24 protein-coding genes are annotated in these 25,866 nt (G+C 36.1%); 1 reads left to right on the forward strand and 23 read right to left on the reverse strand.

Features of this window, described 5'->3' with window-relative positions; all coding sequences use genetic code 11:
- Positions 1-59 precede the first annotated feature (59 nt).
- The 14 genes from FHY60_RS13505 to groES form a co-directional block, all read right to left on the reverse strand.
- Complete coding sequence (locus tag FHY60_RS13505; RefSeq protein ID WP_163216126.1) at positions 60-1,754, reverse strand: carboxypeptidase-like regulatory domain-containing protein; 1,695 nt, start codon at positions 1,752-1,754, stop codon at positions 60-62.
- Between the two features lie 82 nt (positions 1,755-1,836).
- Positions 1,837-2,643: a leucine-rich repeat domain-containing protein gene (locus FHY60_RS13510; protein WP_139905520.1), complete on the reverse strand. Its 807-nt coding sequence runs from the start codon at positions 2,641-2,643 to the stop codon at positions 1,837-1,839.
- Positions 2,644-2,701: 58 nt separating this feature from the next.
- Positions 2,702-4,129, reverse strand: coding sequence for a type II secretion system protein (locus FHY60_RS13515; RefSeq protein ID WP_139905521.1), 1,428 nt, complete (start codon positions 4,127-4,129; stop codon positions 2,702-2,704).
- A gap of 9 nt (positions 4,130-4,138) precedes the next feature.
- Positions 4,139-4,930 carry a prepilin-type N-terminal cleavage/methylation domain-containing protein gene (locus FHY60_RS13520; protein ID WP_163216123.1) on the reverse strand — a complete coding sequence of 264 codons (792 nt, stop codon included), beginning with the start codon at positions 4,928-4,930 and terminating at the stop codon, positions 4,139-4,141.
- Positions 4,931-4,935: 5 nt separating this feature from the next.
- Positions 4,936-5,421 carry a hypothetical protein gene (locus tag FHY60_RS13525; protein WP_139905523.1) on the reverse strand — a complete coding sequence of 162 codons (486 nt, stop codon included), beginning with the start codon at positions 5,419-5,421 and terminating at the stop codon, positions 4,936-4,938.
- Positions 5,422-5,462: 41 nt separating this feature from the next.
- Positions 5,463-6,110 carry a hypothetical protein gene (locus tag FHY60_RS13530; protein WP_139905524.1) on the reverse strand — a complete coding sequence of 216 codons (648 nt, stop codon included), beginning with the start codon at positions 6,108-6,110 and terminating at the stop codon, positions 5,463-5,465.
- A gap of 1 nt (position 6,111) precedes the next feature.
- Positions 6,112-7,656, reverse strand: coding sequence for a pilus assembly protein PilM (gene pilM / locus FHY60_RS13535; protein ID WP_139905525.1), 1,545 nt, complete (start codon positions 7,654-7,656; stop codon positions 6,112-6,114).
- A 156-nt stretch (positions 7,657-7,812) separates the two neighbouring features.
- Positions 7,813-8,244, reverse strand: a complete 432-nt coding sequence (locus FHY60_RS13540; protein ID WP_139905526.1) for a type II secretion system protein — start codon at positions 8,242-8,244, stop codon at positions 7,813-7,815.
- 113 nt (positions 8,245-8,357) lie between these two features.
- Entirely contained in the window at positions 8,358-8,762 is a 405-nt protein-coding gene (locus FHY60_RS18350) for a type II secretion system protein (RefSeq protein ID WP_243122152.1), read from the reverse strand.
- Positions 8,763-8,815: 53 nt separating this feature from the next.
- Positions 8,816-10,036, reverse strand: a complete 1,221-nt coding sequence (locus FHY60_RS13550; RefSeq protein WP_139905527.1) for a type II secretion system F family protein — start codon at positions 10,034-10,036, stop codon at positions 8,816-8,818.
- Between the two features lie 14 nt (positions 10,037-10,050).
- Entirely contained in the window at positions 10,051-11,751 is a 1,701-nt protein-coding gene (locus FHY60_RS13555) for a GspE/PulE family protein (protein WP_243122153.1), read from the reverse strand.
- A 20-nt stretch (positions 11,752-11,771) separates the two neighbouring features.
- Entirely contained in the window at positions 11,772-13,196 is a 1,425-nt protein-coding gene (locus FHY60_RS13560; RefSeq protein WP_139905528.1) for an O-antigen ligase family protein, read from the reverse strand.
- Positions 13,197-13,584: 388 nt separating this feature from the next.
- Positions 13,585-15,210 (reverse strand): chaperonin GroEL, encoded by a 1,626-nt coding sequence (gene groL, locus FHY60_RS13565; protein ID WP_139905529.1) that lies wholly within the window; start codon positions 15,208-15,210, stop codon positions 13,585-13,587.
- Between the two features lie 28 nt (positions 15,211-15,238).
- Positions 15,239-15,523, reverse strand: coding sequence for a co-chaperone GroES (groES, locus tag FHY60_RS13570; RefSeq protein WP_139905530.1), 285 nt, complete (start codon positions 15,521-15,523; stop codon positions 15,239-15,241).
- A 341-nt stretch (positions 15,524-15,864) separates the two neighbouring features.
- Here groES and FHY60_RS13575 point away from each other — a divergent pair, with 341 nt between their 5' ends.
- Positions 15,865-16,548, forward strand: a complete 684-nt coding sequence (locus tag FHY60_RS13575) for a TIGR01906 family membrane protein (RefSeq protein WP_243122154.1) — start codon at positions 15,865-15,867, stop codon at positions 16,546-16,548.
- Here the strand turns inward: FHY60_RS13575 and FHY60_RS13580 are convergent.
- From FHY60_RS13580 to FHY60_RS13620, 9 genes are all read right to left on the reverse strand, one after another.
- A complete protein-coding gene (locus tag FHY60_RS13580; protein WP_139905531.1) occupies positions 16,545-17,297 on the reverse strand; it encodes a TVP38/TMEM64 family protein in 753 nt (250 codons plus the stop codon). The two genes, FHY60_RS13575 and FHY60_RS13580, sit on opposite strands and share 4 nt — an antisense overlap.
- 136 nt (positions 17,298-17,433) lie before the next feature.
- Complete coding sequence (locus FHY60_RS13585; RefSeq protein ID WP_139905532.1) at positions 17,434-18,342, reverse strand: DNA-3-methyladenine glycosylase family protein; 909 nt, start codon at positions 18,340-18,342, stop codon at positions 17,434-17,436.
- A 196-nt stretch (positions 18,343-18,538) separates the two neighbouring features.
- Positions 18,539-19,933, reverse strand: coding sequence for an NADPH-dependent glutamate synthase (gene gltA / locus FHY60_RS13590; protein ID WP_139905533.1), 1,395 nt, complete (start codon positions 19,931-19,933; stop codon positions 18,539-18,541).
- Complete coding sequence (locus tag FHY60_RS13595) at positions 19,933-20,838, reverse strand: sulfide/dihydroorotate dehydrogenase-like FAD/NAD-binding protein (RefSeq protein ID WP_139905534.1); 906 nt, start codon at positions 20,836-20,838, stop codon at positions 19,933-19,935. Before FHY60_RS13595 ends, gltA begins: the two co-directional genes overlap by 1 nt.
- Before the next feature lie 166 nt (positions 20,839-21,004).
- Positions 21,005-21,853: a 3-hydroxybutyryl-CoA dehydrogenase gene (locus FHY60_RS13600; RefSeq protein ID WP_139905535.1), complete on the reverse strand. Its 849-nt coding sequence runs from the start codon at positions 21,851-21,853 to the stop codon at positions 21,005-21,007.
- 82 nt (positions 21,854-21,935) lie between these two features.
- Positions 21,936-22,937 carry an electron transfer flavoprotein subunit alpha/FixB family protein gene (locus FHY60_RS13605; RefSeq protein WP_139905536.1) on the reverse strand — a complete coding sequence of 334 codons (1,002 nt, stop codon included), beginning with the start codon at positions 22,935-22,937 and terminating at the stop codon, positions 21,936-21,938.
- 23 nt (positions 22,938-22,960) lie between these two features.
- Entirely contained in the window at positions 22,961-23,740 is a 780-nt protein-coding gene (locus tag FHY60_RS13610) for an electron transfer flavoprotein subunit beta/FixA family protein (RefSeq protein WP_139905537.1), read from the reverse strand.
- A 22-nt stretch (positions 23,741-23,762) separates the two neighbouring features.
- Positions 23,763-24,902, reverse strand: a complete 1,140-nt coding sequence (locus FHY60_RS13615) for an acyl-CoA dehydrogenase (protein WP_139905538.1) — start codon at positions 24,900-24,902, stop codon at positions 23,763-23,765.
- Between the two features lie 35 nt (positions 24,903-24,937).
- Complete coding sequence (locus tag FHY60_RS13620) at positions 24,938-25,720, reverse strand: short-chain-enoyl-CoA hydratase (protein WP_139905539.1); 783 nt, start codon at positions 25,718-25,720, stop codon at positions 24,938-24,940.
- Positions 25,721-25,866 lie beyond the last annotated feature (146 nt).

Below are 25,866 nucleotides of genomic sequence, written 5' to 3' on the forward strand. Positions count from 1 at the left end.
GAGTTAAAAAATGGAGAAACTGCTTTAAATGCAGCTTCTCCCTTTAACTTTTTTCTACCTTACCTATCCTGCATTGGTATTTTTGAGTCCCCGCTAGCTGAACCAACATTTCCTGCTTTGTCTCTGAACTTAAAAGTATATTCAAAATTTCTATAGCAGGTAACCCTCGTACCATCAGTGCTTATCTTGGCAACTAAAATGTTATCAAGATAAATCTTATCACCATCAGCTTCAGTAACAACATTATATGTATTTCCTTCATATTCAATTACACTTGGTGGTGGTAAAATAGTTACATTTGGTTCATATAGCACTAAATCTAAATAACCTTCAATACCGGAATAAGAAACATTAACAGTACCAGTAACAAACTTATCAATATTGGAAATTACCCTGCTCGCACGAGAACTTTCAACCAATTTTATTTCTGTTGGACTGATTTTAACGTTCTCCTGTGATTGAGCTTCCAATAGACAATTGCTTTCAATAGTTATAGGTCCATTATAATCCTTCCACTCGCCGCCATCTATCCTGTATTTCTTTTCCTTTAGGTCTCCAGGATAAGTAATTGTTGCTATAACGTCAGTATTTGTTAAGTTCTCTGGGTTTAATGAGATTATAGGCATATCCGGCGGTGTCAGGTTTATCAACCCTATATCTTGTGTATATACATCTTTTGCCTGCAAAGTTGGTATAGTATATACAGCCTTAGCATATCCATCCTTTTCTGCTTGTATAACAACCTGACCAGCTGGAACTTTTGTACTGCTATATGCTCCTGATGAGTCTGTTACCAGTACATCCTTTACACCACTGATGGATATTTTTACTCCGCCAATAGGCTTAGACTTATCTAGCACCAACTCATTATTAACATATTTAGCCTCGTACACTTTTCCATGAACTGCAGCATCATACTGAGTAAAACCATCATTCTTATTTACTAGAAGCTTTACGAAATCTATCGCATACCCATCCCCGGTGTTGTTGATACTTTTGTTATTAATATCAACCACGGTTTTCCTTGGATCATCAATTTTTATGCTGAGTCCACTGCCGCCGTTCTGAATCATTTCTATGTATTCATCAGGCACCTTCAGAGTTATCATTTTTCCTATAGGTCCATGCTGGTCTAAATTATTTATTACAGTTTCAAATTCAGACACTCTTACTGTTTTATTATTCGCAGTAAGTGTTACTTGATATTGGGTATAACTATCCTTAGAATAGCCACCTCTACCCATATTTACCCATTTGCCATCAATTTTTACCCATTTACTTGGCTGTATATCATCGACAAACATTTGGATATAAGCGTTGTACACTTTTCTCCCTTTCAAATCATAAGTAAGAGTTACTGGTGCTACAGTAGTATTGTAGCCGTTCTTGCCATAGGTTGCACTTGTATAACCATCAGTTTTTGACCCACCGTTATATCCTGATACAACCATTATTCTATCAGTTCCAACAGGATCATTAGCCTGAGGTTTGAAAGGATATCCATGTGTTTGAGTTTCCTTTCCAGTAAATGGATCTATGCTATTCCAAGGATAACCAAAGTTATCAATGTCTCCAGCCCTAACCATTACCTCTGCTTCACTTGTATTATATTTTATTACTTTAGTTGATGTCCAGTCGCCGTTATTCACATCAGAATAGGCTGCACTTGTTACTATACCCTTTTGTATTAAGCTACAATAAGTCAGCACCACACAAGCAATAACAAAGACCGAAAACCTTTTTAAGCTCTTCATTAACCTTCTCCCCCCTTTCCTATTTATTGTATCATTAAAATATTGATACCAATTAATTAAGTTGAGTGTTATCATTTAAAAACTAATCTATGGCAAAATCCTTCCACTCTAAATCTGAATATATGTCCTTTACTGCACTATAATCAGTAATCTCATTGCCATATAAAGATAGGTACCTTAAAGGAATTCCTTTAAGCACACTAATATCTTTTATGTTATTGTATGATAAACCTAGTCTGTTTAAATAGGTAAGCCCCTTTATGGGAGTTATATCACTTATTTCATTAACATCTAAATAAAGTTCCCTAAGATTAACTAGATACTCTATACCAGCTATACTCTTTATTTGACTGTTGTTGGCTATAAGTATTGTAATACCTTCCAGATCACTTACAAAAATCTCTCCATCTGGTTTTTTAACTAAATCCCTTATAACTGATTCTAAATTGGGGTCTTCAAATTGTGCCTTGACATCTTCATAGTCCCTTTTAGGTGTAAATGATATTTCCTTAGATGTAGCTGTTTCACCATTTAATGTGAATTCTACATCTGACTTTATCTTCAAAGTATAATTTTCACCATCATTATATCCATTTACTGGAGGCCTTATCTCTATAGCTTTGCTATCTGCTGTTGTTGTCCAAATGCAATTATATGATTTACCATTAGCATCATAAAGTTCTATTTCCATACCTTGAATATCATCATTAGTCAATTCCTTTTCAAAGTTTATTGTCCAGTTATGATATAAACTTATAGCAGATTTATCGGTAACAAGACTACTAACTGCCGCTTTTTCTTTATCCTTTAGTTTAAGTACAAAAAATCCGCCGAGCCCAACCAATACAATCACTATAACTATCATAAGCCTTATATTTCTATTTCTCATCGTCATAACACCCCTTCCAAAGCAGTTTGAAAAGAGAAATTCTATAGCTTATTCTAAATTACTCTTCCATCCACTTCACAACTCTAAATCGCAGGAAATCTCCATACCCCTCTAGATTTTTTAATAAGTATGCACTAATGGCTCCTTTATTAGACTCTTTAAAATCCTTTAGATTATTGCCACCTATTAATTTCTTCCTGGACTCTCTTGTGTTAATACCATTAAAAACTATTTCTTTTTGAATTTTTATTTCTTTAGCAAAAATACTACTATTGTAGAAAAACGCCTGTCCTTTAAAGGTTACTTTGCCACTGCAATAAATAATATAATTATTGTACCAAAACCTTGTATCATCAGATATCTCTAAATCTCCATCAACCAGGATTATTTTGTAATACTCACCAAAGCGAGACAACTGTCCTGGACCGTAGTCATAATTTAATTTTTTTACAATCTCATAGTAAATACCATTGTTATTTCCGGATCCATCTGTCCCGTTAATTAGCCATTGAAAATTTATTGGAGCTGAGGTACTTTTTATTTTATAAGTTACTGTATTTTGAACATTAGTTAAATCAGTATTATCTACAGTAAGATAATGTAGGTCGGAACTATAAATCACATCTGCTGGGGATGTATATTCTGCCATGGCATTAGCCCCTGAAGAAGTTGCCGGATCTAATATACTGCAAAAATATAGATAATCCATCTTTTTATCTTTCCATTGTGGTGAGCTCAAACTTCCTGCAGCATCCTTATATCTGTTTATTCCTGTATTTGCCCCGGAGGGTGTATTAAATCTAAACTCATTATCTATAGCCTTTACCTTTATGTTTCCCTCGGACATATTTAACTCTATAGGTAAAAAATCAACTTTGCCTTGTAAAAACATATTTCCAGATATATTTAATATACTCCCATTACTATAGAAAGAACTCTCTATAGCCCCTGTAGGAGAAGATGGTCTTTTGGGTGAAGTTGTAAAAACATTTTTAAATATTGCATCAAAATAGTCATTATAAATTGAGTTTTTATCAATATAAACTGTTACTTTAACCTTCCTTCCTGTTAAAGTCCGGTCTGGCTGTTCATATTGTGCATAAGATTCAATCTTTAGGCAATCTACTTTTCTACCAATAGGGGTATCCACCACACCATTTTCTTCGATTATCTCAGTCCAATTTTTAATACCGTCAATCGTCTCATTTACTCTACGGACATAATCCGTTGTAGGATCCTCAGTAAGATTATATTGCTTACTATCTACTAACACGATGGGATTATTAATTATGTATTCTTTCAAAAGATAATACTGTTTTTCTATACCACTTTCAGCTCTAAGCTTTAACTTATTTACTTTTTCCCTATTAACTGAACTCTTGTAGCTTGTTGCAGCCAATGTTACCATGGCTGCAGCTAATACCGTAATAATCAGCACGGCTTGAATTGCCATTAGTAAAGAATAGCCTTTCTTTTTTTTTCTCATTTTATCCCCCTATGACTGCACAAAGACATATACATCAGTAGATATTTCTTTAACTTTACCTTCATCTATAGCCTTTACCATGACACTGCAAAGTTTTTCATTTACCGGATTTCTTTTGACAGCAGCATCTTCTATATACTCCATGATTGTAGTCTTACTGGATACTTCAGTATCGTAACTTACTATTTTTTCAAGTGCAATTTTACAATAATTATCCCCTTCCTTTTCTGCAATGAGGTAGCTGTTATTTTCAAAGCCATCGTAATATATAAATTGCTCTCTATATCCAGTTTTCAAACTTTCCACCAGGCTATCGGCATTAGATGGTATTTGGTTTTTTAAATCTGCAGCTAATTTTGCATATACATCGTCATCCAAAAATTCCTCGTCATAATTGCCATCTTCTATAATTGGCTTATACTTATTTTGAACAACACCATTTTTAAAGTTATACAACTTTAAATCATACCTACCATCGCTTCCAAGCTCTAAAACATACATATATCTTTTATCGTCGTATCCTTCAATATATACTATGGGTTTAGCATCGGAAGGCACCACCATTGATAAATCTGTAGAACTAATTTCGTCGCAGTCTAAGTAAATTCTGCAATTTTTCAAATTATAAGACAATGTAGTTACATAAGTCTTAGCCTGTTCATATACATTTGCTCTTTTCATTTCCACATTAATCATCTTAAAACCACTTAAAACTACATTGTATATCAAGGCTAAAATCATAGGTGTTAATGCTAATACTATTATCAGCTCTATTAAGGTTAATCCTTTCTTCTTCTTCAAAGCTATCAACCTCCTATATAAAAGGAAGATGAGGATGAATACTGTTCACCATACTCTAAATTCCAAGTGATTACTTTAATTTCATACAATGAATAATAATCTGACGCCCCCTTTATATCTTCTATCTGAATTGCAGCACCATACTTTTTATTCCCGGTATTGCTTGTTTCACAGGTTGTATAATTGAAATCTGTTTTAAAAAGAAAGCCATCCATACTGTCATCTTCAAAAAAAGGCGCTATATCTGTAGAATTATCAAAATAAATATAGAAATTCACTTTTTCATTAGGGGATGCACCTTGATTTTCACATATGCTTCTTACGTATCCTTTACCCCTATTTTTGATATTATGTGTAATTGAATTATTGAAGGTGCTGGTTTCTAATTTCAAATTGCTCCTTGTCCACATACTTGTGGAAGCTTTCACAGCCACTGATATAACCTGAAGAACAATTATTATTAGAGCCACCGCTGCTATTAATTCCACCAAGGTATTACCTTTTTTCTTTTTTATAGCCCTCACCTCCAAATTTAGTTAAAGAGATTATCTTTATTACCTACTGGGACATTTATCTCGTAGTCAAGCTCTTGTTTATCCTTGGCATCTCCAGCAACATAGTAATAGTTGATTACTACTCCTAAATTCACCCCTTGGTCTGACTTGGTGATATTTATAGTCTTTACTTCTGATATTCTTTCACTTTCCTCTAATCCTTTAATATAGTCCATTGCAGCTAAATAGTCACCTTGTAGGTTGATAGTCACCGGGACCATCATTAAGCTTCCTTTTTCAATTTTGTTATTGTTTCCATCTGACTTACCATCAAGTGAGATAAGTGAACTATCACCAAAATTTATACTTTTCACTTGTACCTTACTGCTTAAAGCCTGTAAATTAAGGCTTGTCTGTATCTCAGGATCTCTAAGTTCAACTGGCAAGGTCTGTTTGAATTTCTCATAGTCAACTTTTAGTTTTTCTATAGCTGCTGCCATAACCCTATTATTTCTCTCCATATTACTGATTTCCTCAGCCTGAGCTTTGTTTTGTTCTATTGAAAACTTTGTATCAGAAATAGTATTTAACAGTGGGTTAAGCACAAATTGATAGTAAATAAATAATACTCCCAAAAAGGCTAGTCCAATTAAAATTAACTTATCACTCCTGGATAGATTTTTCATGTTATTCACCTCTGATTACTATTGTAAAGGTATAAGTTCCGCCCTCTGCATTAACATCTCTTATTCTGGCATTAGCATATTCTTCAGACATCTGTAACTTTGCAGCCAGTGCAGAAATTGAATTATAGTTCTGGGTTTCTGCTGCTATAGTGTAGTTATTAGCTATATATGTAACAGCTTTAAATGTAACATCATTGGGTATAGCATTTTTTAGCCCAATAACTTTCTCAGAGGCTATAATTTTATTGCTTGTAAGAGCTTCTACCTTACTCAAATAACTTTCATATTTACTTTTTTCAGTTTTTAATTCATGATTTTTCTTTTGAACCTGTGATTTAGAAGCTATTACTGTAGCCAAATTATCATTTTCTCTTTTAAGCATACCACTGTAAGTAATTAATGCTATAGTGACACCTGCAACTAATATTCCTGTAAGAACCGCAGCCATAGTTATCTTTTTAGTTGTCTGTAAGTATGCTTTGGCTTTCTTCATATTATCAGGTAAAAGATTTAACCCATAGGTTGCATCTCTCAGCAACATGCCAAGACAGCTACTATAAAATCTTGCATCAAAGCCGTAAGGCACCTGAATTTTTAAGTGTAAATCTTGGATACTGCTTAACGCCTTTACCTCAGAGCCCGTATACTCTTTTATGTATTTTTCAATGCCATAAACCTCACAACCTGCTCCTATTAAATAAATAACATCCAATTTCTTTTCATAATTTCCAGATCGATAAAATGTGATTATTTTGTTGAATATTTCCATTATGTTATCAAACATAACTTTTATTCTGCCTTGAGCACTTTCATCAGACTCCACATTTGCAAAATTAAACTTAGTCGTAAAGTACTCATGAAACTTCTCCTTTTCATAAGTAAAGTTAGCACCAAAGTCTTCAGCCATCTGGTTTATACCCATGCTAATCTCTCTCTCTATAAAAAGGTTTCCCTTATCCAAAATACTCATACTGGTTTTCTTTGCGCCTATATCTAATATTCCTATGCTCTCCAAGTTTTTATTATAATTATATATCCCAGAAAAAACTCTTGATATAGAATTTGCAGCGATATCAACACATTTAACTTTTAATCCCATAAGATTAGCAAGTTGAATATATCTATCTGCTCTAGGTTTTGGTATTGCTACCACCATAACCTTATATACATTATCTTTTTTTGCAACCAAACGATTTAAAATCTGATAATCTATATAGTAGTCAGATTCCAATTCAGGCAAGTACTGGGTTATTTCCCAAACAACTGCTTTTCCAACCTTGTCCATGCTCATTAAAGGTATCTCAATATGTCTTACAACAATATCTCTTCCATGAATAACAAAACAAACGTTTTTGGTACCAACACGTCTTTTCAATAACATTGATTTTATAAGTTTACTGGCTGCATTAATATCTTGTAAATAATCATCACGGAACACACCATCAGGTGTTAAAGCCTTATCATAAAACAAAACCCTTTTACTGTTACCTACAACAACCTTTGTATACTTATTTCCAATGTCTATTGAGATAATTTCATTACTCATTGTTGTCCTCCAATACCTTTATATTTTTATAAGTTTTTACTCATTGGTTTCCTTTTAGTATATATAAACTGTTAATTGAAGCACTTTAATTTTCAGCAAACCACATATGTAACATGAGAATATGCTCCAAAACATAATTTTTTTCAAACCTTATTTCTAATAGTCATTAATACTTCCTTCCACAATGGTACTTTCATCAATACTTTCGTCAGAATCTAAAGAAAAATTTGAATTGGCAACACCAATTAGCTGGCCTAATGTCAAATCTTTTAACTTATCATAGGTCTCCCCTTGTTCTTTAATTATAGCTACACTTGACTCAGCATTTACAGCTAAAGACATGATATCTGATACTTTATCACTATCTATTACTTTCTCCGTACTTACAACATTTAAAGAAACTCTTTCAGGCTTGTCAGAGTTATAAGCCTGAACAGCATGAAGAATATTTCTTGCACTATGTTGAAAACGGCTCCGTTTTGCCCTAGCCTGATATCCCGGTATTCTTGGTGCAAGTACTGCACCTAGTATAGCCAATATTGCAATTACTGATATGAGCTCAATTAGTGTGAAACCTTTTGTATTCATACATTTCTCCTTAACTAAGAAATAGTAATTACATAAAGTATTGCTGTTCTAAAGCAACACTTTATGTAACACTTAGCATCTAAAATAGGAACTCATTCCATACATTAAGTTTATTAGTCTTCTATAGTACCGGTTGTTGTAACAGTAATTGTGCTTCCAGAAAGAGTAAAATCACCATTTGCAACTCCAACAAGTTCTCCAACAGTAAGATTTGATAATGCCGTATAAGCTTCACCGCTTTTCTTTATAACCGGATTAGATAAATCTTCGCTATTAACTGTATCAACTGCTGTTTCTACTTTCTCACCATTCTTTATTTTTTTATCTGTTGCTTTGTCAGCATTATAAGCCTGAATAGCATGAACTATAGTTTTAGCACTTGACTGGAAATTAGATCTTCTAGCTTTAGTTTGATAACCTCCAATTCTTGGCACAAGTACTGCACCTAGTATAGCCAGGATAGCTATAACTGCAATAAGTTCAATGAGTGTGAAACCTTTCTTTTTTGAGTTTTTCATTTTGTATTCCTCCTTAAAATATATAATAAAATTTTGGTTAACTTAGTTAGAGCTTACTTAAATCCAAGTAAGTACAGTGCACCTACTGTATCATACATGTCAAACATTGGTAATATAATCGACAATATGATAAAGCCTACCACCACTGCCAATATAACAATTATCAGTGGTTCTATCATGGTGGTCATTTGAGCTGTAGCAGTTTCTGCTTCTTTGTCATAAAAACTTGCGGTTTTTCCAAGCACATCATCCAGTGTACCGGATTCTTCGCCTATTTTTAACATTTGAATAAACATTGTAGTAAAAATTTCTTTTGCTCTTATGGAATCACTTATAGATATGCCCTTTTTTATGTCCTCAATGGATTGATATAGCAGCATTTCAAGGTGCTTATTTCCCAATACTCTGGATGATATCTCCAAACCTTCTACAACAGGTAAGCCACTGTTTAAAAGCATTCCAAAAGTTCTTGCAAACTTTGCTTGGGCTAGTTTCAACGTAAGCTTACCAAAGATGGGAACCTTTAGCTTGAGTCTATCCATTTCCGTACTGTTGCCATTTCTTTTGATACCCCTAAACACAATAACAATTATTGCCACAATAGCTATTACTATATACCAATACTCCTTCATAAAGTCACTGATAGCTAAAAGTATTTTTGTAGGTGCAGGCAGACTTTCTTTATCCTCCATCAAAGACCCTAATAATTTAGGTAAAACAAATATTATTAAGTAATTAACTACCAAAACTGCTACTATTGCTATCATTATGGGGTAGGTCATGGCCTTCTTAACCTTTTGTACCTGGTCATATTCCTTATCATAGTAATCGGCCATCTTTATCATCATTTCATCAAGATTACCGCTGGCTTCTCCTACCGCTATCATGTTAACCAACATATTAGGAAAAACTTCGTGATTTCTCATGGATGCCGATAGAGTCCTTCCTTTTTGAACATCTTCATAAACCATGGTAATTGATTGTTTAAGCTTTTTATTCTCCGTTTCCTCCTTCAGTATTTCAAGGGCTTTTACAATGTTCATACCTGAAACAAGTATATACGAAAACTGCCTGCAAAATACTGCAATATCCTTTATCTTAACTCTGGCAAACTTAGTTAAATCTATATCTGATTTTCCCTCTTGCTTAATCATTACCGGATAGCATTCCATAGATCTAAGGGCAGACCTTACTGCATTTTCATCCACAGCATCCATTTTCCCTTTTCTGATCTCACCGGTAACAAGCTTGGCTTCATATAAAAATATAGGCAATAGATTTCACCTCCTTATTCCTTAGCAAAAGCAGTCTTAATCAATTCATCTATAGTTGTTTGACCTCTTAATACCAAGTTTTCACAACCTTTTCTTATGGTCTTCATTCCTTTAGAAAGCGCCACTTGCTTTATATCCTCAACATCAGCCCCTTTTGAAATAAGATCTCTCATATCCTTTGTAATTTCCATGATCTCATATACTCCTAGTCTTCCTGAATAACCAGTATTTTCACACCTCTGACATCCCATACCTTTGTAAAGTGTAATATTATGGCTAGGATCTATATCAAGAAGTTTCTTCTCATATTCAGAAGCTGCATACTCTACAGCGCAATGAGGACATATTTTTCTGACTAGTCGCTGTGCAATGATTCCAACAACTGAACTTCCTACTAAGTAAGGTTGAATTCCCATATCCTCTAATCTTATAATAGTAGATGGTGCATCATTGGTGTGGATAGTACTTAAAACAACATGACCGGTGATAGCAGCTCGTATAGCTATTTCTGCGGTTTCACTATCTCTTATTTCTCCTATCATAACAATATCAGGGTCCTGTCTAAGTATTGATCTTAGTCCTGAAGCAAAAGTTAGCCCTGCTTTAACATTAACATTAACTTGATTTACTCCCTCGAGCATATACTCTACAGGATCTTCAACAGTTACTATATTTACATCATCTCTATTTAATTCTTTTAAAATGGAATAAAGCGTTGTAGACTTACCACTGCCAGTAGGCCCTGTGGCAAGAATAATGCCATATGGAGCATGCATAATTCTCTCAAGCTTTTCCAAGTCATCCGGATCCATACCCAACTGCTCTTTAGATATATTAAAGCTGTTAGTATTTAGTATTCTAATAACTATCTTTTCTCCAAATATAGTAGGAAGTATTGAAACTCTCATGTCTATTTCTTTTCCATCAGATTTTATTTTCATTCTTCCATCCTGAGGTATTCTTTTTTCAGCTATGTTTAAGTTAGCTAGAATCTTTATTCTTGTAACAAGTGATGCTAAAGATTCTACGGGTATTCTCTGTTTCTCCTGAAGTTTACCATCTACTCTATATCTGATTTTTATGTATTTTTCAAAAGGTTCGATATGAATATCGCTTGTCCTCATTTTTATAGCTTCTTTAAGCATGGAATCTACAAGTTTAACTATTGGTGCATTATTAATTTCTTCCTCAGATTTTGCTTCTTCTAATTGTTTTTGTTTCTCTTCTGCAGATAGTTCAGTTTGTTTGGTTAATTCTTCTGCAGCCTTAGCAATATTTTGTCCTGAATAATACCTATCAATAGCTTTATTAATTTCTGTTTTAGATGCCAGGAATATTTGTACCTCACATCCTGAGGTTATACGGACGTCATCCGCAGCGAAAAAATTAAGAGGGTCCTCCATTGCAACACTTAATACAAAACCTTTCATGTCAAAAGGTATTAGGGTATACTTTTTAGCGATACTCATAGGTACCTTTTTTATTACTTCTTCATCTATGATTTTGGTGTCTAGATTTACTCTATTGAATCCCAACTGATCCCGTAATACTTCAAAGATTTCCTCTTCTGTAATCCAGCCCTCTTCAACTAATATTTCCCCTAGCTTACTTTTTGTATTCCTTTGTTTATCTAATGCTTGCATAAGCTGTATTTCAGTAATTTTACCACTCTCGACCAACAAATTACCTAATTTCTTCTTTTGACCTGATATCATATCCAATTCTCCTTCTTCTCTCATATTGAGGTAATCTCAAGAGTTTCTTCCTTGGATGTAAGTTTTATAATCATCCCCATCATAATCCAGTAGGTTGATGCAATTCCAACATGGCTAATGTTAAAAAACGCTTGTACAAAGTAAGCTGTTACGGTATACAATAGGATAAGTACCACTGTATTCTTTCTTTGCTTGAAGCCAGCTACAAGTGTATAGGCTACTATAATCAAATAAAGAATAGTAGCCGGTATCCCCTCTGTTACAGCCTTCTGCAGTATTTCATTATGAGCCTTGTCCACTATAGTGTCACCAAAAATGTGGTTTTCCTTCATAAACACAAGGTCAAAGGTATCAGGACCGCTTCCTAGAAGAGGCTTGTTCATAATTAATTTGGGAATTTTGCTCCATATCAGCAGTCTGTTGTTTCCAAGGGCTGTATACCGTTTTTCTTGAATAGCCTTCACCTCATTTTTAAAGGCTTGGGCACGTCCACTCACCACTGAGTTATCAGTAGTAAAGTTGATAAGGCAAAATACCATAGCAAAACCTAGGACCATCAACAATATCCTCTTACCAGCTTTTTTCCTCTTTAGAAAGTAAATAACTATAAATGTAAAGTAGATTATAAAGGTTGCCCAGACACTTCTGGTTTGACAGGATATAAGGCCCCCAAATATCAATAATGTGTATATGAAATACCTTATGCCCCCTTTTAATAAGTAGCAAAACATGCTTATGGGCAGCACCAGGGTAATAAAGCTGCCATAGAAATTTCTATGGCCGAAGGTACTGGGTGCAAAGCTCCTTTCCCTTGTAAGGTCTACTTGGGCAATATCTATTCCCAGAAGATAATCATACTTTGTATAGTATTGAACAAAGCCATAGAGCACCATTATTATTGTGCAAACAAATAGTACTTCCAGATGTATCTTTTTAAACTCATAATACTTTGAGAAGATAAACATCATAAATATATAACACAAAAGTACTAGGGCACCTTCTCTTCTTCCAGGCTTTCCATCCAGGGCTCTAATTATATCAACGGAAAATATAGTAGACAGAATTATAAGAATTCCATAAGTCCCAAGAAGCTTGTCTATTAAATTGAATTGTGGTTTAATGCCTTTTCTTATTACTTTAAACCACCAACCCAATAGCAATATTAAAGAAAAGAGATAAAAGTACTGTGCTTTGCCATAATAGTAGCTGTCCTTGTGCCTTTGTATTACAACCATGGGAAGAAAGCTTGTACACATAACAAATACTATATTCACAAGGTCTTCCCAAGTATTAATTGCAATAAAGTATATTACAACAAGTACTAACAGCAGAGCATAAACCGGAATCCAGTAATTCCAAGCTTCATTGTAAACTAAGGCAAAATTTAAAAGCACCATTAAAATTATTAAAATTACATTGATTCTTTTTTTAATCAGTATAGTCATTTTTTTCTCCTGATTCTACTAACTAAATACAAGTTATTGCATTACAGTTATTTACCAAAATTCAATATTGCCCTAAAATGTATTAATATTATTTTATTTTAAAAAAATGTTTAATAACCAAAATTTTTATTATATTGTATATATCTTCTAGGTCTCTATTTAGTTATTCTATAATTTTTTTAAAAATCCTTCTGAAAAGTATTCATTTTTATCCATTATTTTCCGCTATGTTTCGACACAAAGTGGGTTTTTAAACCCAAAAATTAGTTGAAATAAACATTATATTAATTTTTATCTTACCTTTCCAACAAGTCAAAAAAAAAACAAGACCACCACATCTGTGATGATCTTGTCTTTATCCTGAAAAATATTATATTTATTCTTTATTTTAGTACATTCCGTCCATACCCATTCCGCCTCCTGGCATTGGAGCTGGGTTCTTTTCCGGAATATCAGCAACAACAGCTTCTGTTGTTAAGAATGTTGAAGCTACGGAAGCAGCATTTTGTAATGCACTTCTTGTAACCTTTGTTGGGTCTACGATACCGGCTTTGATCATGTTTACGTATTGTTCACGTAAAGCATCAAAACCTACGCCTGGTTCGCTAGCCTTTACCTTTTCTATGATTACAGAACCTTCTAAACCAGCATTTGTAGCAATCTGTCTTACTGGTTCTTCAAGAGCTCTCTTGATGATATTGATACCAACTTGAGCATCAGGATCATTCGCTGTTAGCTTAGCCACTTCATTAATTACATTAATGTAAGCAGTTCCGCCTCCTGGAACTATACCTTCTTCCACAGCTGCCTTAGTGGCCGCAAGAGCGTCTTCTATTCTTAACTTCTTTTCCTTAAGCTCAGTTTCAGTAGCTGCTCCAACCTTAACTACAGCAACTCCTCCTGCTAACTTAGCAAGTCTTTCCTGAAGCTTTTCTCTGTCGAAATCAGAAGTAGTTTCTTCTATCTGTCTCTTTATCTGAGCTACTCTGTTATGAATTTCATTCTTGTCGCCTTTACCGTTAACAATAACAGTATTTTCTTTTGAAATCTTAACACTTTCAGCTACACCAAGCATATCTAGAGTAGCTTCCTTTAAGTCCCTTCCTAATTCTTCTGATATAACTTCTCCGCCAGTAAGTATAGCTATATCCTGAAGCATTTCCTTTCTTCTGTCGCCGAAGCCAGGAGCCTTAACCCCTACACAAGTAAAGGTTCCTCTTAGCTTATTTAATACCAATGTAGCCATTGCTTCGCCTTCTATGTCTTCAGCAATGATTAAGAGCTTTCTTCCCTGTTGAACTACTTGCTCAAGCACTGGAAGTATTTCCTGGATATTTGATATCTTCTTATCTGTGATAAGTATATATGGATTTTCAAGAACTGCTTCCATCTTTTCTGTATCTGTAACCATGTATGCACTTACATATCCTCTGTCAAACTGCATACCTTCAACTATGTCTAACTCTGTTGCCATAGACTTGGATTCTTCAACAGTTATAACACCTTCGTTGCCTACCTTTTCCATAGCATCAGATATTAACTTACCTATTTCTTCGTCTCCAGCAGAGATAGCAGCAACTCTTGCTATGTCTTCCTTACCTTCTACAGGTCTGGAAATCTTCTTTATTTCCTCTACTGCCTTATCTACAGCCATCTTTATACCGTTTCTGATAAGTATTGGATTAGCTCCGGCTGTAACATTCTTTAAGCCTTCTCTGATTATTGCTTGTGCTAGTAATGTAGCGGTAGTAGTACCGTCTCCTGCTACGTCGTTAGTCTTTGTAGCAACTTCCTTTACCAACTGAGCTCCCATGTTTTCATATGGGTCTTCCAGCTCTATTTCTCTAGCTATTGTAACACCATCGTTTGTGATTAATGGAGCGCCAAATTTCTTATCAAGAACTACGTTTCTTCCCTTTGGTCCTAATGTAACCTTTACTGTGTCAGCAAGCATGTCAACGCCTTTTTGCATTTTTCTTCTTGCTTCTTCACCTAAAATAATGCTTTTAGCCATTCTAAAACCCTCCTATACTGCTTATAGATTATTCTACTACTGCCAATATGTCGTCTTGTCTAACTATTGTGTACTCAGCTCCGGATAATTTAACTTCTGTTCCGGAATACTTGGAGATTATAACTTTGTCTCCAACCTTAACTTCCATTTTAACTTCTTTTCCGTCTACATATCCGCCAGGACCAACAGCTACTACTTCTGCCTCCTGTGGTTTTTCTTTTGCTGTACCAGGAAGAACTATACCGCTTTTGGTAGTTTCTTCAGCTTCTAACTTCTTTAATACTACTCTGTCACCAAGTGGTCTAATGTTCATTTAAACCCCTCCTTAATGTATTATATTTATTATTTTGAAATTTTATATCCATTTTGTTAGCACTCATCATCACTGAGTGCTAATACAATTATTATAATAATTAATCCTAAGTATAATTTCAAATGCAATATTGGTAATAATAAGCACATTATTTTTGATATTCATTGTTTTCACAAATTAATCTTCCATTTATACATTATTTCTATTATTTTCTTTATTATACTCATTTTTATTAATTATCTGTGTCTGACCAATAAGGCTTTCTAAAATAAAACTTGTTAAATATCCCTACATTATATAAAATAAGAGTGAATGACTTTGAAATCATCGGAGGTAAAATTATGTACACAATGACACAAGGTTACAAAAGAAAGTCTAAAATAGACGTTGTTGTCACAATAGTAACAACATTGGCACTGGCACTTTTTTTTATCAGTTCCTCTGTTAAATTAATTCTAAATGCTAAGTTTATATATAATTGGGACATAGACTATCTAAAAATTGCAGAGACAAATAATATGGATAAGGCCGCGCTTAAAAATAATTATGATGTACTAATATCCTATGTACAGGACAAGGATATCCAGGAATTAAAGTTACCGGACTTTACAATGTCCCCTCAGGGTAAAATACACTTCGAGGAAGTAAAGGTCCTGTTTAATTATGTTGACTACCTCTTTTACAGTACAGTAATTATCAGTATCATAGGCATCATTATTTTATTGGTGAAAAGAAACTACAAATTTTTAAAACTTACATCTATACTAATGATACTTCTTCCTGTTGCACTGGCCATACCATTTGCAGTGGACTTTAATGCTACCTTCACGGCATTCCACAACATTGCCTTTAATAATGATTACTGGCTCTTTGACCCAAATTCAGACCCGGTAATAAACATATTACCGGAACCATTTTTCATGCATATGGCCATAGGCATACTGTTACTTGTTGCCTTATTTAGTCTCTTATCCTTCTTAATTTATAGGCTACTTAACAGGGAAAAGTCTTATTATGACTTTTAGTCTTTACCCTTCATATCATTTAACAGATTTTTGCCTTTAAAGGCACCAATAGCACATAAAATCAATGCAGAAACGGCAATAAATACTATAAGGTGTTTGTTGCCGTTATATATTCCCGCTCCAAAGCTTGCAGATATAATTATTCCCGGTATTCGTGCCACCATGGAAGCCAATAGAAAGTCTTTAAGTTTCATATCTGTGATACCGGTTATATAGGCTATGGCATCCTTAGGAAAGCCCGGAATAAAGTAAATGAAGAAAACCAACAGCATGACCCTTCCTCTTTTCCTTCTATCTCCACCATAGCCGGTATGTAATAGGCCTTTAAATAACCTTAGGTTCTTCTCCGATATTATTTTTTCCAAAAAGGGCTTCCCTAGCTTCCTAGCTATTACAAACACCAGGGCACTCCCTAATAGTATTCCCACTATAGAGGTGATTGAACCTCCGAGTACCCCATATATGTACCCTCCGGCAGCTTGAAGAAACTCTCCGGGAATAAAAAATATAACCACCTGCAGAAGCTGTAATAATGTAAAAACCACAATGCCACCCCTGCCAAATTCCAACATAAGCTTCTTTAATTCCTCAGGACTGGTCAAGGTGTAGCTATAGCTTTGTACAAAGATATAAACAAAGGAAAGCACAATCCCCAGGAAGGTTCCTGCCAATATTTCATATCTGCAGCAGTAAATATAGCAAAGGGGAAAGAACAATTTTGTTACTTTTCCATTTGTATTATTATCCATAATTATCCCTCGCTTTTGGTAATATAACTGTAGTATTCCTTATTGGGGGGTATAATATGTTAGTTGGTATAAAAAATTTCTGACACGGAAAATAGTAAAAAAAGACCCTTAATCATAAAGATAAGAGTCTCAAGTCCTAATCTCCAATCTGTATATTATTTTCTCTGGCATAATAGAAGAGATACTGCTGGGCAAAGCCCGCTTCTTCACCAAATTTATCACGTCCGAAATCTCTGATCTTTTTCAGCGAAACATCCGGTGCTAAATAGAAGTGCATCATGGCTCTTTTTACCCATACGTCTACCGGGAAGGCAGAGATTTTGTCCATGGAAAACAGCATTATGCAATCTGCAACCTTGGGACCTATGCCGCTGAAGAGCTGCAAGGCATTATGGCAGCCATCTGCACCCAGCCTTGCCATATCGTATATATTATACTGTTCAAAGCCTTCCACGCCCTGTAGGCTGTTGTAGATCTTATTTACAGTGTCTTTTACATATTTAGCTCTAAAGCCAAGGCCACAGGCCTCCAACTCCTGCTCCTCTGCTGCCACAAGCTGGTCTGGTGTTGGGAAGGCATAATATGTCTGGGCCTTGTACTCCAATGGAGTCCCCCAACGCTTACTGATATTTTCAATAGCCCTCTTTATCAAAGGAATCCTGTTGTTTGCTGATATTATAAAAGAGTTAACTATTTCAAAGGGCTCCTGTTTCAGGATTCTTATACCATAGCCAAAATCCACAGCCTCTTTTAAAAGGGGATCGTGGCTTAAATTATTTTTTATTTTTGAGTAGTCTCTGTTTAAATCGAAGTATTCCTGCCATATATTATAAAAGTCTTTTTCATCGCTGTTATATATTATTACATCATTTTCTTCCTTTACAAGCTCGATTACTCTTCCGTAAGCAACTCCTATAAAGTCATTTTCCGATACTCTATTCCATCTAAAGCACTGCCCGCACTCAAAGATATGTTGGAGTTGAAAATTTGCTGCATCTTTTAGCACAATGTAATTGTCCTTTACTTCAATTGATTTGTAGTCCAAAGTTACCCTTCTTTCTTAATTCTATAGATTTTTAATTTCAGCAGATTAATCATGAATTGTCTAATGTCTACCATTATCATTCCTATATTCTGCTTGTAACCTACTGTATTTATACGTTATATTGTACCATATAATTATGTAAAAAGAAATTCAGCCCTAAAGCTGAATTTCCACCTAAATTACTCATTACTCAATATTAATTATTAATTTTATTAGAAAGGTACTCATCAATAGCCTTTGCAGCCTTTTTGCCCGCTCCCATAGCCAATATAACCGTAGCTGCTCCTGTAACTGCATCGCCGCCGGCATAGACACCCTCTCTTGAGGTTGCTCCGGTTTCTTCTTGGGCAACGATACACCTGTGTTTATTGGTCTGCAAGCCCTTTGTAGTAGAAGAAATCAGTGGGTTTGGAGAAGTTCCCAAGGACATGATGACAGTGTCCACATCCATTATAAATTCAGAATCTGGTATTTCTATGGGCTTTCTTCTTCCGGAGGCATCCGGTTCTCCCAGCATCATTCTGATACACTTCATGCCTTTAACCCAACCATTTTCATCTGCCAAGATTTCTATGGGATTTGTAAGCACGTCAAAGATTATGCCCTCTTCCTTTGCGTGATGAACTTCTTCCATTCTTGCAGGAAGTTCTGCTTCGGATCTTCTGTATACCACATGAACTTCTGCTCCAAGTCTTGCAGCAGTTCTGGCAGCGTCCATAGCAACGTTTCCGCCACCTACAACCGCCACCTTTTTACCTACTCTTATCGGAGTGGAATAACCTTCTTTAAAGGCCTTCATTAGATTATTTCTTGTAAGGAACTCATTAGCGGACTGGACCCCGTTTGAGTTTTCTCCGGGGATTCCCATAAATTTTGGCAGTCCTGCCCCTGAACCTATAAATACAGCATCAAAACCTTCCTCTTCAAAAAGCTGATCTACAGTAATGGTCCTTCCAACTATTACATTAGTCTCTATCTTAACTCCAAGCTTTTTAACATTTTCTATTTCATGCTTAACAACGGTTTCCTTTGGAAGTCTGAATTCCGGTATACCATATACCAAAACTCCACCGGGTTCGTGAAGGGCTTCAAAGATTGTAACTTCGTAGCCCAGCTTAGCTAAGTCCCCGGCACAGGTCAAGCCTGCAGGACCACTTCCTATTACGGCTACCTTCTTTCCGTTTTTCTCCATAGTTTCACTTAAATCTATGTTATGTTCCCTTGTCCAGTCTGCTACAAACCTTTCCAGCTTACCAATGGCCACTGCCTCTCCCTTAACTCCAAGAACACATTTGCCCTCGCACTGGATTTCCTGAGGGCATACTCTTCCACACACCGCCGGAAGGGCACTGGACTGGGCAATTATCCTAGCTGCCTTTTCAAATTCACCCTCCTTAACATATTGTATAAAGGAAGGTATGTTAATGGTTACAGGACATTGTGTGACACAGAGGGGCTTTTTACAGTTAAGACATCTGGCAGCCTCTTGTTTAGCCTCCTCTTCTGAATACCCCAGGCATACCTCATCGAAATTTGTCACTCTTACCTTAGGATCCTGTTCTGTTATGGGAGTTCTTTTGAATCTATCCATTACCTTGTCCCCCCTTCGTTATTCTCATGACAGTCGCAGCCTTTTCTATGGTGGGTGTCTCCCTCTTCTGCCTTAAGAATTTTTCTACCCTCTTCGGTTTTATACATTGTCTGTCTTCTCATAGCTTCATCAAAATTGACAAGGTGTCCGTCAAACTCCGGACCATCTACGCAGGCAAATTTAACTTCATTTCCCACAGTAACTCTGCAGGCGCCGCACATGCCCGTTCCATCCACCATTATGGGATTAAGGCTGACAATAGTATGTATACCTAACTCTTTTGTTAAGGCAGCCACAAATTTCATCATTATCATTGGTCCTATTGCCACTACCAAGTCATACCTCTTGGCTTCTTTTTCTACTATATCCTTTAGGAGATTTGTAACTAGACCCTTATATCCATAAGAACCGTCGTCAGTTGCTATATAGAGATTACCGGCCACAGCCTTCATCTCTTCTTCCATAATTAATGTTTCCTTTGTCTTTGTTCCTATAATAACATCTGCAGCAATCCCCTTTTCATGAAGCCACTTCACTTGAGGATATACCGGCGCAGTGCCTACTCCTCCTGCTACAAATAATATTCTCTTCACTTTTAATTCCTCTATATCTTCATGCACCATTTCAGACGGTTGACCCAGCGGTCCTACAAAGTCTGCAAAGGCATCCCCCTCTTCAAGCTTTGCCATCTGCTGAGTTGAAACTCCCAAAACCTGAAACACAATAGTGACAGTTCCCCTTTCCATATCGTAGTCACAGATGGTAAGAGGTATTCTTTCTCCCTTCTCATCCATTTTCACAATGAGAAACTGTCCGGGATTGGCAGACCTTGCTACCCTGGGAGCCAAAACATCCATCAGATAGATCTGTGGCGCCAGCAATTTTTTCTTCATAATTTTGTACATACTTACTCCCCCATTTGATTTTATCTTGTTATCTTGTATATTTACTCATTTATACATACTGCCCCATAATAAATATACATTTACCATTATAATTTATGTTTTCAAAATTTACAATTAATAATTAAAAAAGCAGTCAATTAGACTGCTTTTTTACATACAAAAAATATTATCTAGTATAGTTGAAGAAGCCTCTTCCGCTCTTTCTTCCAAGGTATCCAGCTCTAACATATTTCTTTAGCAGTGGGTTAGGTCTGTACTTTGGATCTCCAGTTTCCTTATATAGAACTTCCATTATGGCAAGTACAATATCGTTACCTATGAAGTCTGAAAGTGCAAGTGGTCCCATTGGGTGGTTTGCACCAAGCATCATAGCCTTATCAATATCTTCTGCACTGGCAGTTCCTTCAGCAAGTACTGTGATACCTTCGTTAATCATTGGTATAAGTATTCTGTTAACAACAAAGCCTGGAGCTTCTGCTACTTCTACAGGGTCCTTGCCTATAGCTACAGATAATTCCTTTACCTTATCAAAGGTTTCCTGTGAAGTTGCTATACCTCTTATAATTTCAACAAGCTTCATAACAGGAGCTGGGTTAAAGAAATGCATTCCTATAACCTTGTCAGGTCTGTTAGTTGCTGTAGCAACTTCAGTTATTGATAATGAAGAGGTATTTGAAGCCAGTATAGTTTCAGGCTTACAGATCTTATCTAACTCTGCAAATATAGATTTCTTTATTTCCATGTTTTCAACAGCAGCTTCAACTACTAAGTCACAGTCTGCAGCCAAATTCATATCAGTAGTTCCACTTATTCTTGAAAGTATATCCTCTTTAGCTTCCTCTGTAATCTTACCCTTTTCTACCAATTTTGAAAGACTCTTATTTATACCCTTTAGTCCTTTATCAACGAACTCGTCCTTTATGTCTCTGATTACAACCTCATAACCCTTAGCAGCAAATGCTTGAGCAATACCTGCTCCCATTGTTCCGGCACCAAGCACAAAAATCTTTTCCATCCTAAACTTCCTCCTTCTAAAAATATAATTAGCAGAAATTCAGCTATAAAGCTGAATTTCCACCTTAATTATTCATTATTAATTATTTTTCACCCTTGAGCTGTGCAATCATTTCTGGAACAACCTTGTACAGGTCTCCCGCAATAGCAAGGTCAGCTATCTTCATGATTGGAGCATTTTCATCCTTATTTATAGCAATTATATAGTCGGAATCCTGCATACCTGCTAAGTGTTGGATTGCTCCGGAAATACCGCAGGCGATATAAACCTTTGGCTTAACAGTTTGTCCAGTTTGACCAACCTGTGCATGCTTTCCTATCCATTCTTTATCAACAGCTGCTCTGGAACCACCCACAGTTCCACCAAGCACATCTGCCAATTCCTGCAGCAGCTTAAAGCCTTCAGCGTTACCTACACCTCTACCGCCGGATACTATAAATTCTGCTTCTCCTATATCTACAAGGTTCTTAGCAGTCTTAACAACTTCTACAACCTTTGTTCTGATATCTTCTTCTCTTAATTCTACTGCTACCTTTTCTATAGCTGCAGTTCTGGCTTCATCCTTTTCAAGCTTTGAGAATACTCCCGGTCTTACTGTAGCCATCTGTGGTCTGTGGTCTGGACAAACTATGGTTGCCATTAAGTTTCCCCCAAAGGCAGGTCTTGTAGCCATCAGGTTCTTAGTCTCTTCATCTATATCTACAGAAGTACAGTCAGCAGTTAAACCTGTAGTTAGTCTTGCTGCTACTCTTGGACCTAAGTCTCTTCCGATGTAGGTAGCACCGATGAAAATTATTTCAGGCTTTCTTTCCCTTGCAAGGTCACATATAACCTTTGTGTAAGCATCTGTAGTGTAATTAGCTAACAATTCATGATCTGCAACTAAAACTTCGTCTGCTCCAAAAGCTGCTAATTCCTTAGCCAAACCTTCTATATTATTTCCAAGAAGTAAGGCTGTAAGCTTTACTCCTAACTTATCTGCAATTTTTTTTCCTTCTCCCAAAAGCTCAAGAGAAACCTTCTGAAGCTTGCCTTCTCTTTGCTCTGCAAATACCCAAACGCCTTTGTAATCTGCTAAATTCATTTCACAATCCTCCTATTAATACACTAGATGTAGTGTTTTTCTTTAAGTTTTCCGATAACATATTGTACTGCTTCGTCTACAGGCTTCTTGATAAGCTCTCCGCTGCCCTTAACTTCTTTAGCCCAGGACTTCTTAACCTTAGTTGGTGAGCCTGCAAGACCAATCCTGGTCTTATCTACATCTATATCATTAACACTCCAAATTTTTATTTCTTTATTAGCGGATGCAAATATATCTCTTGCATTCATATATCTTGGATTGTTTAATTCTTTAATAGCTGTTAAAAGTACCGGTGTTTTAACTTCAATTATTTCATAACCATCTTCTAAGGCTCTGTTTACAGTTAATACATCACCATTGATTTTAACTTCCTGTACATAGGTAACCTGAGGAATATTTAAATGCTCAGCAATTTCCGGACCAACCTGTGCAGTATCTCCGTCTATTGCTTGTCTTCCTGCGAAGATTATATCGTAGTCTAACTTTCTCAGTGCTCCTGCCAAGGCTTCTGAGGTAGCTAAAGTATCTGATCCTCCAAAGGCTCTGTCAGTTATTAATATTGCTTCATCTGCACCCATAGACAGTGCTTCTCTTAGAGCATTTTGTGCCTGTGGTGGTCCCATGCTTATTACAGTTACTTTAGCACCGTAGTTGTCTTTTAATACTAGGGCTTCTTCCAAGGCATGCTTGTCTTCGGGATTTATAATTGAAGGTACTCCTTCTCTGATAAGGGTTCCAGTCTTAGGATCTATCTTAACTGCTGTAGTATCTGGTACTTGCTTTAAACATACAACTATATTCATCTAACTCTTCCTCCTATGAATCTTATTTAAAAATGTTACCTGCTATAACCATCTTCTGAACCTGTGATGTTCCTTCATAGATTTCAGTGATCTTAGCATCTCTCATCATTCTTTCTACCGGATATTCCTTAGTGTAACCATATCCACCAAAGGCCTGAACCGCTTTAGTTGTAACTTCCATTGCTACTTCTGATGCAAATAGCTTAGCTCTTGCAGCGTCCACGGAGTATGGAAGTCCGTTGTCCTTTAACCATGCAGCCTTGTAAACAAGCATCCTAGCCGCTTCTATCTTAACTTCCAACTCTGCCATCATCCACTGTAAGCCCTGGAAGGCTGCTAATGGCTTACCGAATTGCTTTCTTTCCTTCATGTAGTTTACTGCTTCTTCAAAAGCACCTTCTGCTATACCTAAAGCCTGAGCTGCTATACCAATTCTTCCTCCGTCAAGAGTTTTCATTGCTATGGCAAAGCCCTTACCTTCTTGTCCAATCAAGTTTTCCTTTGGCACTATGCAGTTTTCCATGATCAATTCTGTTGTAGAGGAAGCTCTGATACCAAGCTTGTTTTCTTTCTTTCCGATGGAGAAGCCTGGGAAGCTCTTCTCAACTATGAAGGCTGATATGCCTTTTGTTCCCTTACTTCTGTCAGTCATGGCGAATATTATGAAAGTATCAGCAACACCCCCGTTTGTTATAAACACCTTGCTGCCATTTAATATATAGTGATCTCCATCTAATACTGCAACAGTCTGTTGTCCGGCTGCATCTGTTCCTGCATTAGGTTCAGTTAAGCCGAAGGCACCCAATTTTCTTCCGCTGGCAAGGTCAGGTAAATATTTAGCTTTTTGAGCCGGAGTTCCAAAAGCATCTATAACTGATGCACAAAGAGAAACGTGAGCTGAAAGTATAACTCCTGTAGTTGCACATACCTTGGATAATTCTTCAACAGCTAGTATATAGGAAAGGCTGTCTCCACCTGCTCCTTCAAATTCTGTTTTAAAAGGTATTCCAAAGAAGCCGAGCTTGGCCATTTTCTTTACATTTTCCATGGGGAATTCTTCTGTTTCATCAATTTCAGCGGCTATTGGCTTAACTTCATTTACGGCAAATTCTCTTACCATTTGTCTAACTAACTCTTGTTCTTTTGATAATGTAAAATTCATTTAACATTGACCTCCTTAATTATCAATTACTTTTTCTATTTGTTTTGAAAGCTTTTTTCTCTTTTCTCAACGAAGGCAGTCATTCCTTCCTTTTGGTCAGCTGTAGAGAAACACTCACCAAAGGCTTCAGCTTCGTACATAAGAGCAGTATCCATATCACATTGCATTCCTCTGTTTATTGCAGCCTTTGAAAGTTTTACTGCTATAGGAGCATTGGCAGCAATGGTCTGAGCCATAGCCCTTGCTTCTTCCATTAGCTTTTCACCTTCAACAACTCTGTTTACAAGTCCTATTCTTAAAGCTTCATCTGCCTTAATTATCTTACCGGTATATATTAATTCCTTAGCCATTCCTGTTCCAACAAGTCTAGCTAATCTTTGTGTACCACCAAATCCGGGAGTTATTCCAAGGCCAACTTCTGGTTGTCCAAACTTTGCCTTGTCTGAAGCTAATCTTATGTCACATGCCATTGCCAGTTCACAGCCGCCACCTAGTGCAAAACCACCGATTGCAGCTATAACAGGCTTTTCAAGGTTTTCTAATCTTCTGAACACCTTATTACCTAAAATGGAGAACTTTCTTCCTTCTATAGTATTTAGGTCCTTCATTTCAGTTATATCTGCTCCGGCAACAAAGGCCTTTTCACCAGCTCCGGTCAATATTACAGCGTATATCTCCTCATCATTTTCCAGTTCTGTCACTACATAATCTAACTCTTTTAGCGTTTCTGAATTTAATGCGTTTAAGGCCTTAGGTCTGTTTATTGTCACAACGGCAACTTTTCCTTCTTTTTCAATAATAACATTATTCAGTTCCATAAGAATAATCCCCCTTAGTTTTATTGTTGGAATTGTTAATATTATAACAATCTAAAATAAAAATAATTGAAGCAAAATCCGCTTCAATTATGATTATATACATATATTAGATAATTTACAATAGTTTATGTAGAATTATACACGTC

Source organism: Clostridium thermarum, assembly GCF_006351925.1.
GTDB classification, from domain to species: Bacteria; Bacillota; Clostridia; order Clostridiales; family Clostridiaceae; genus Clostridium_AU; species Clostridium_AU thermarum.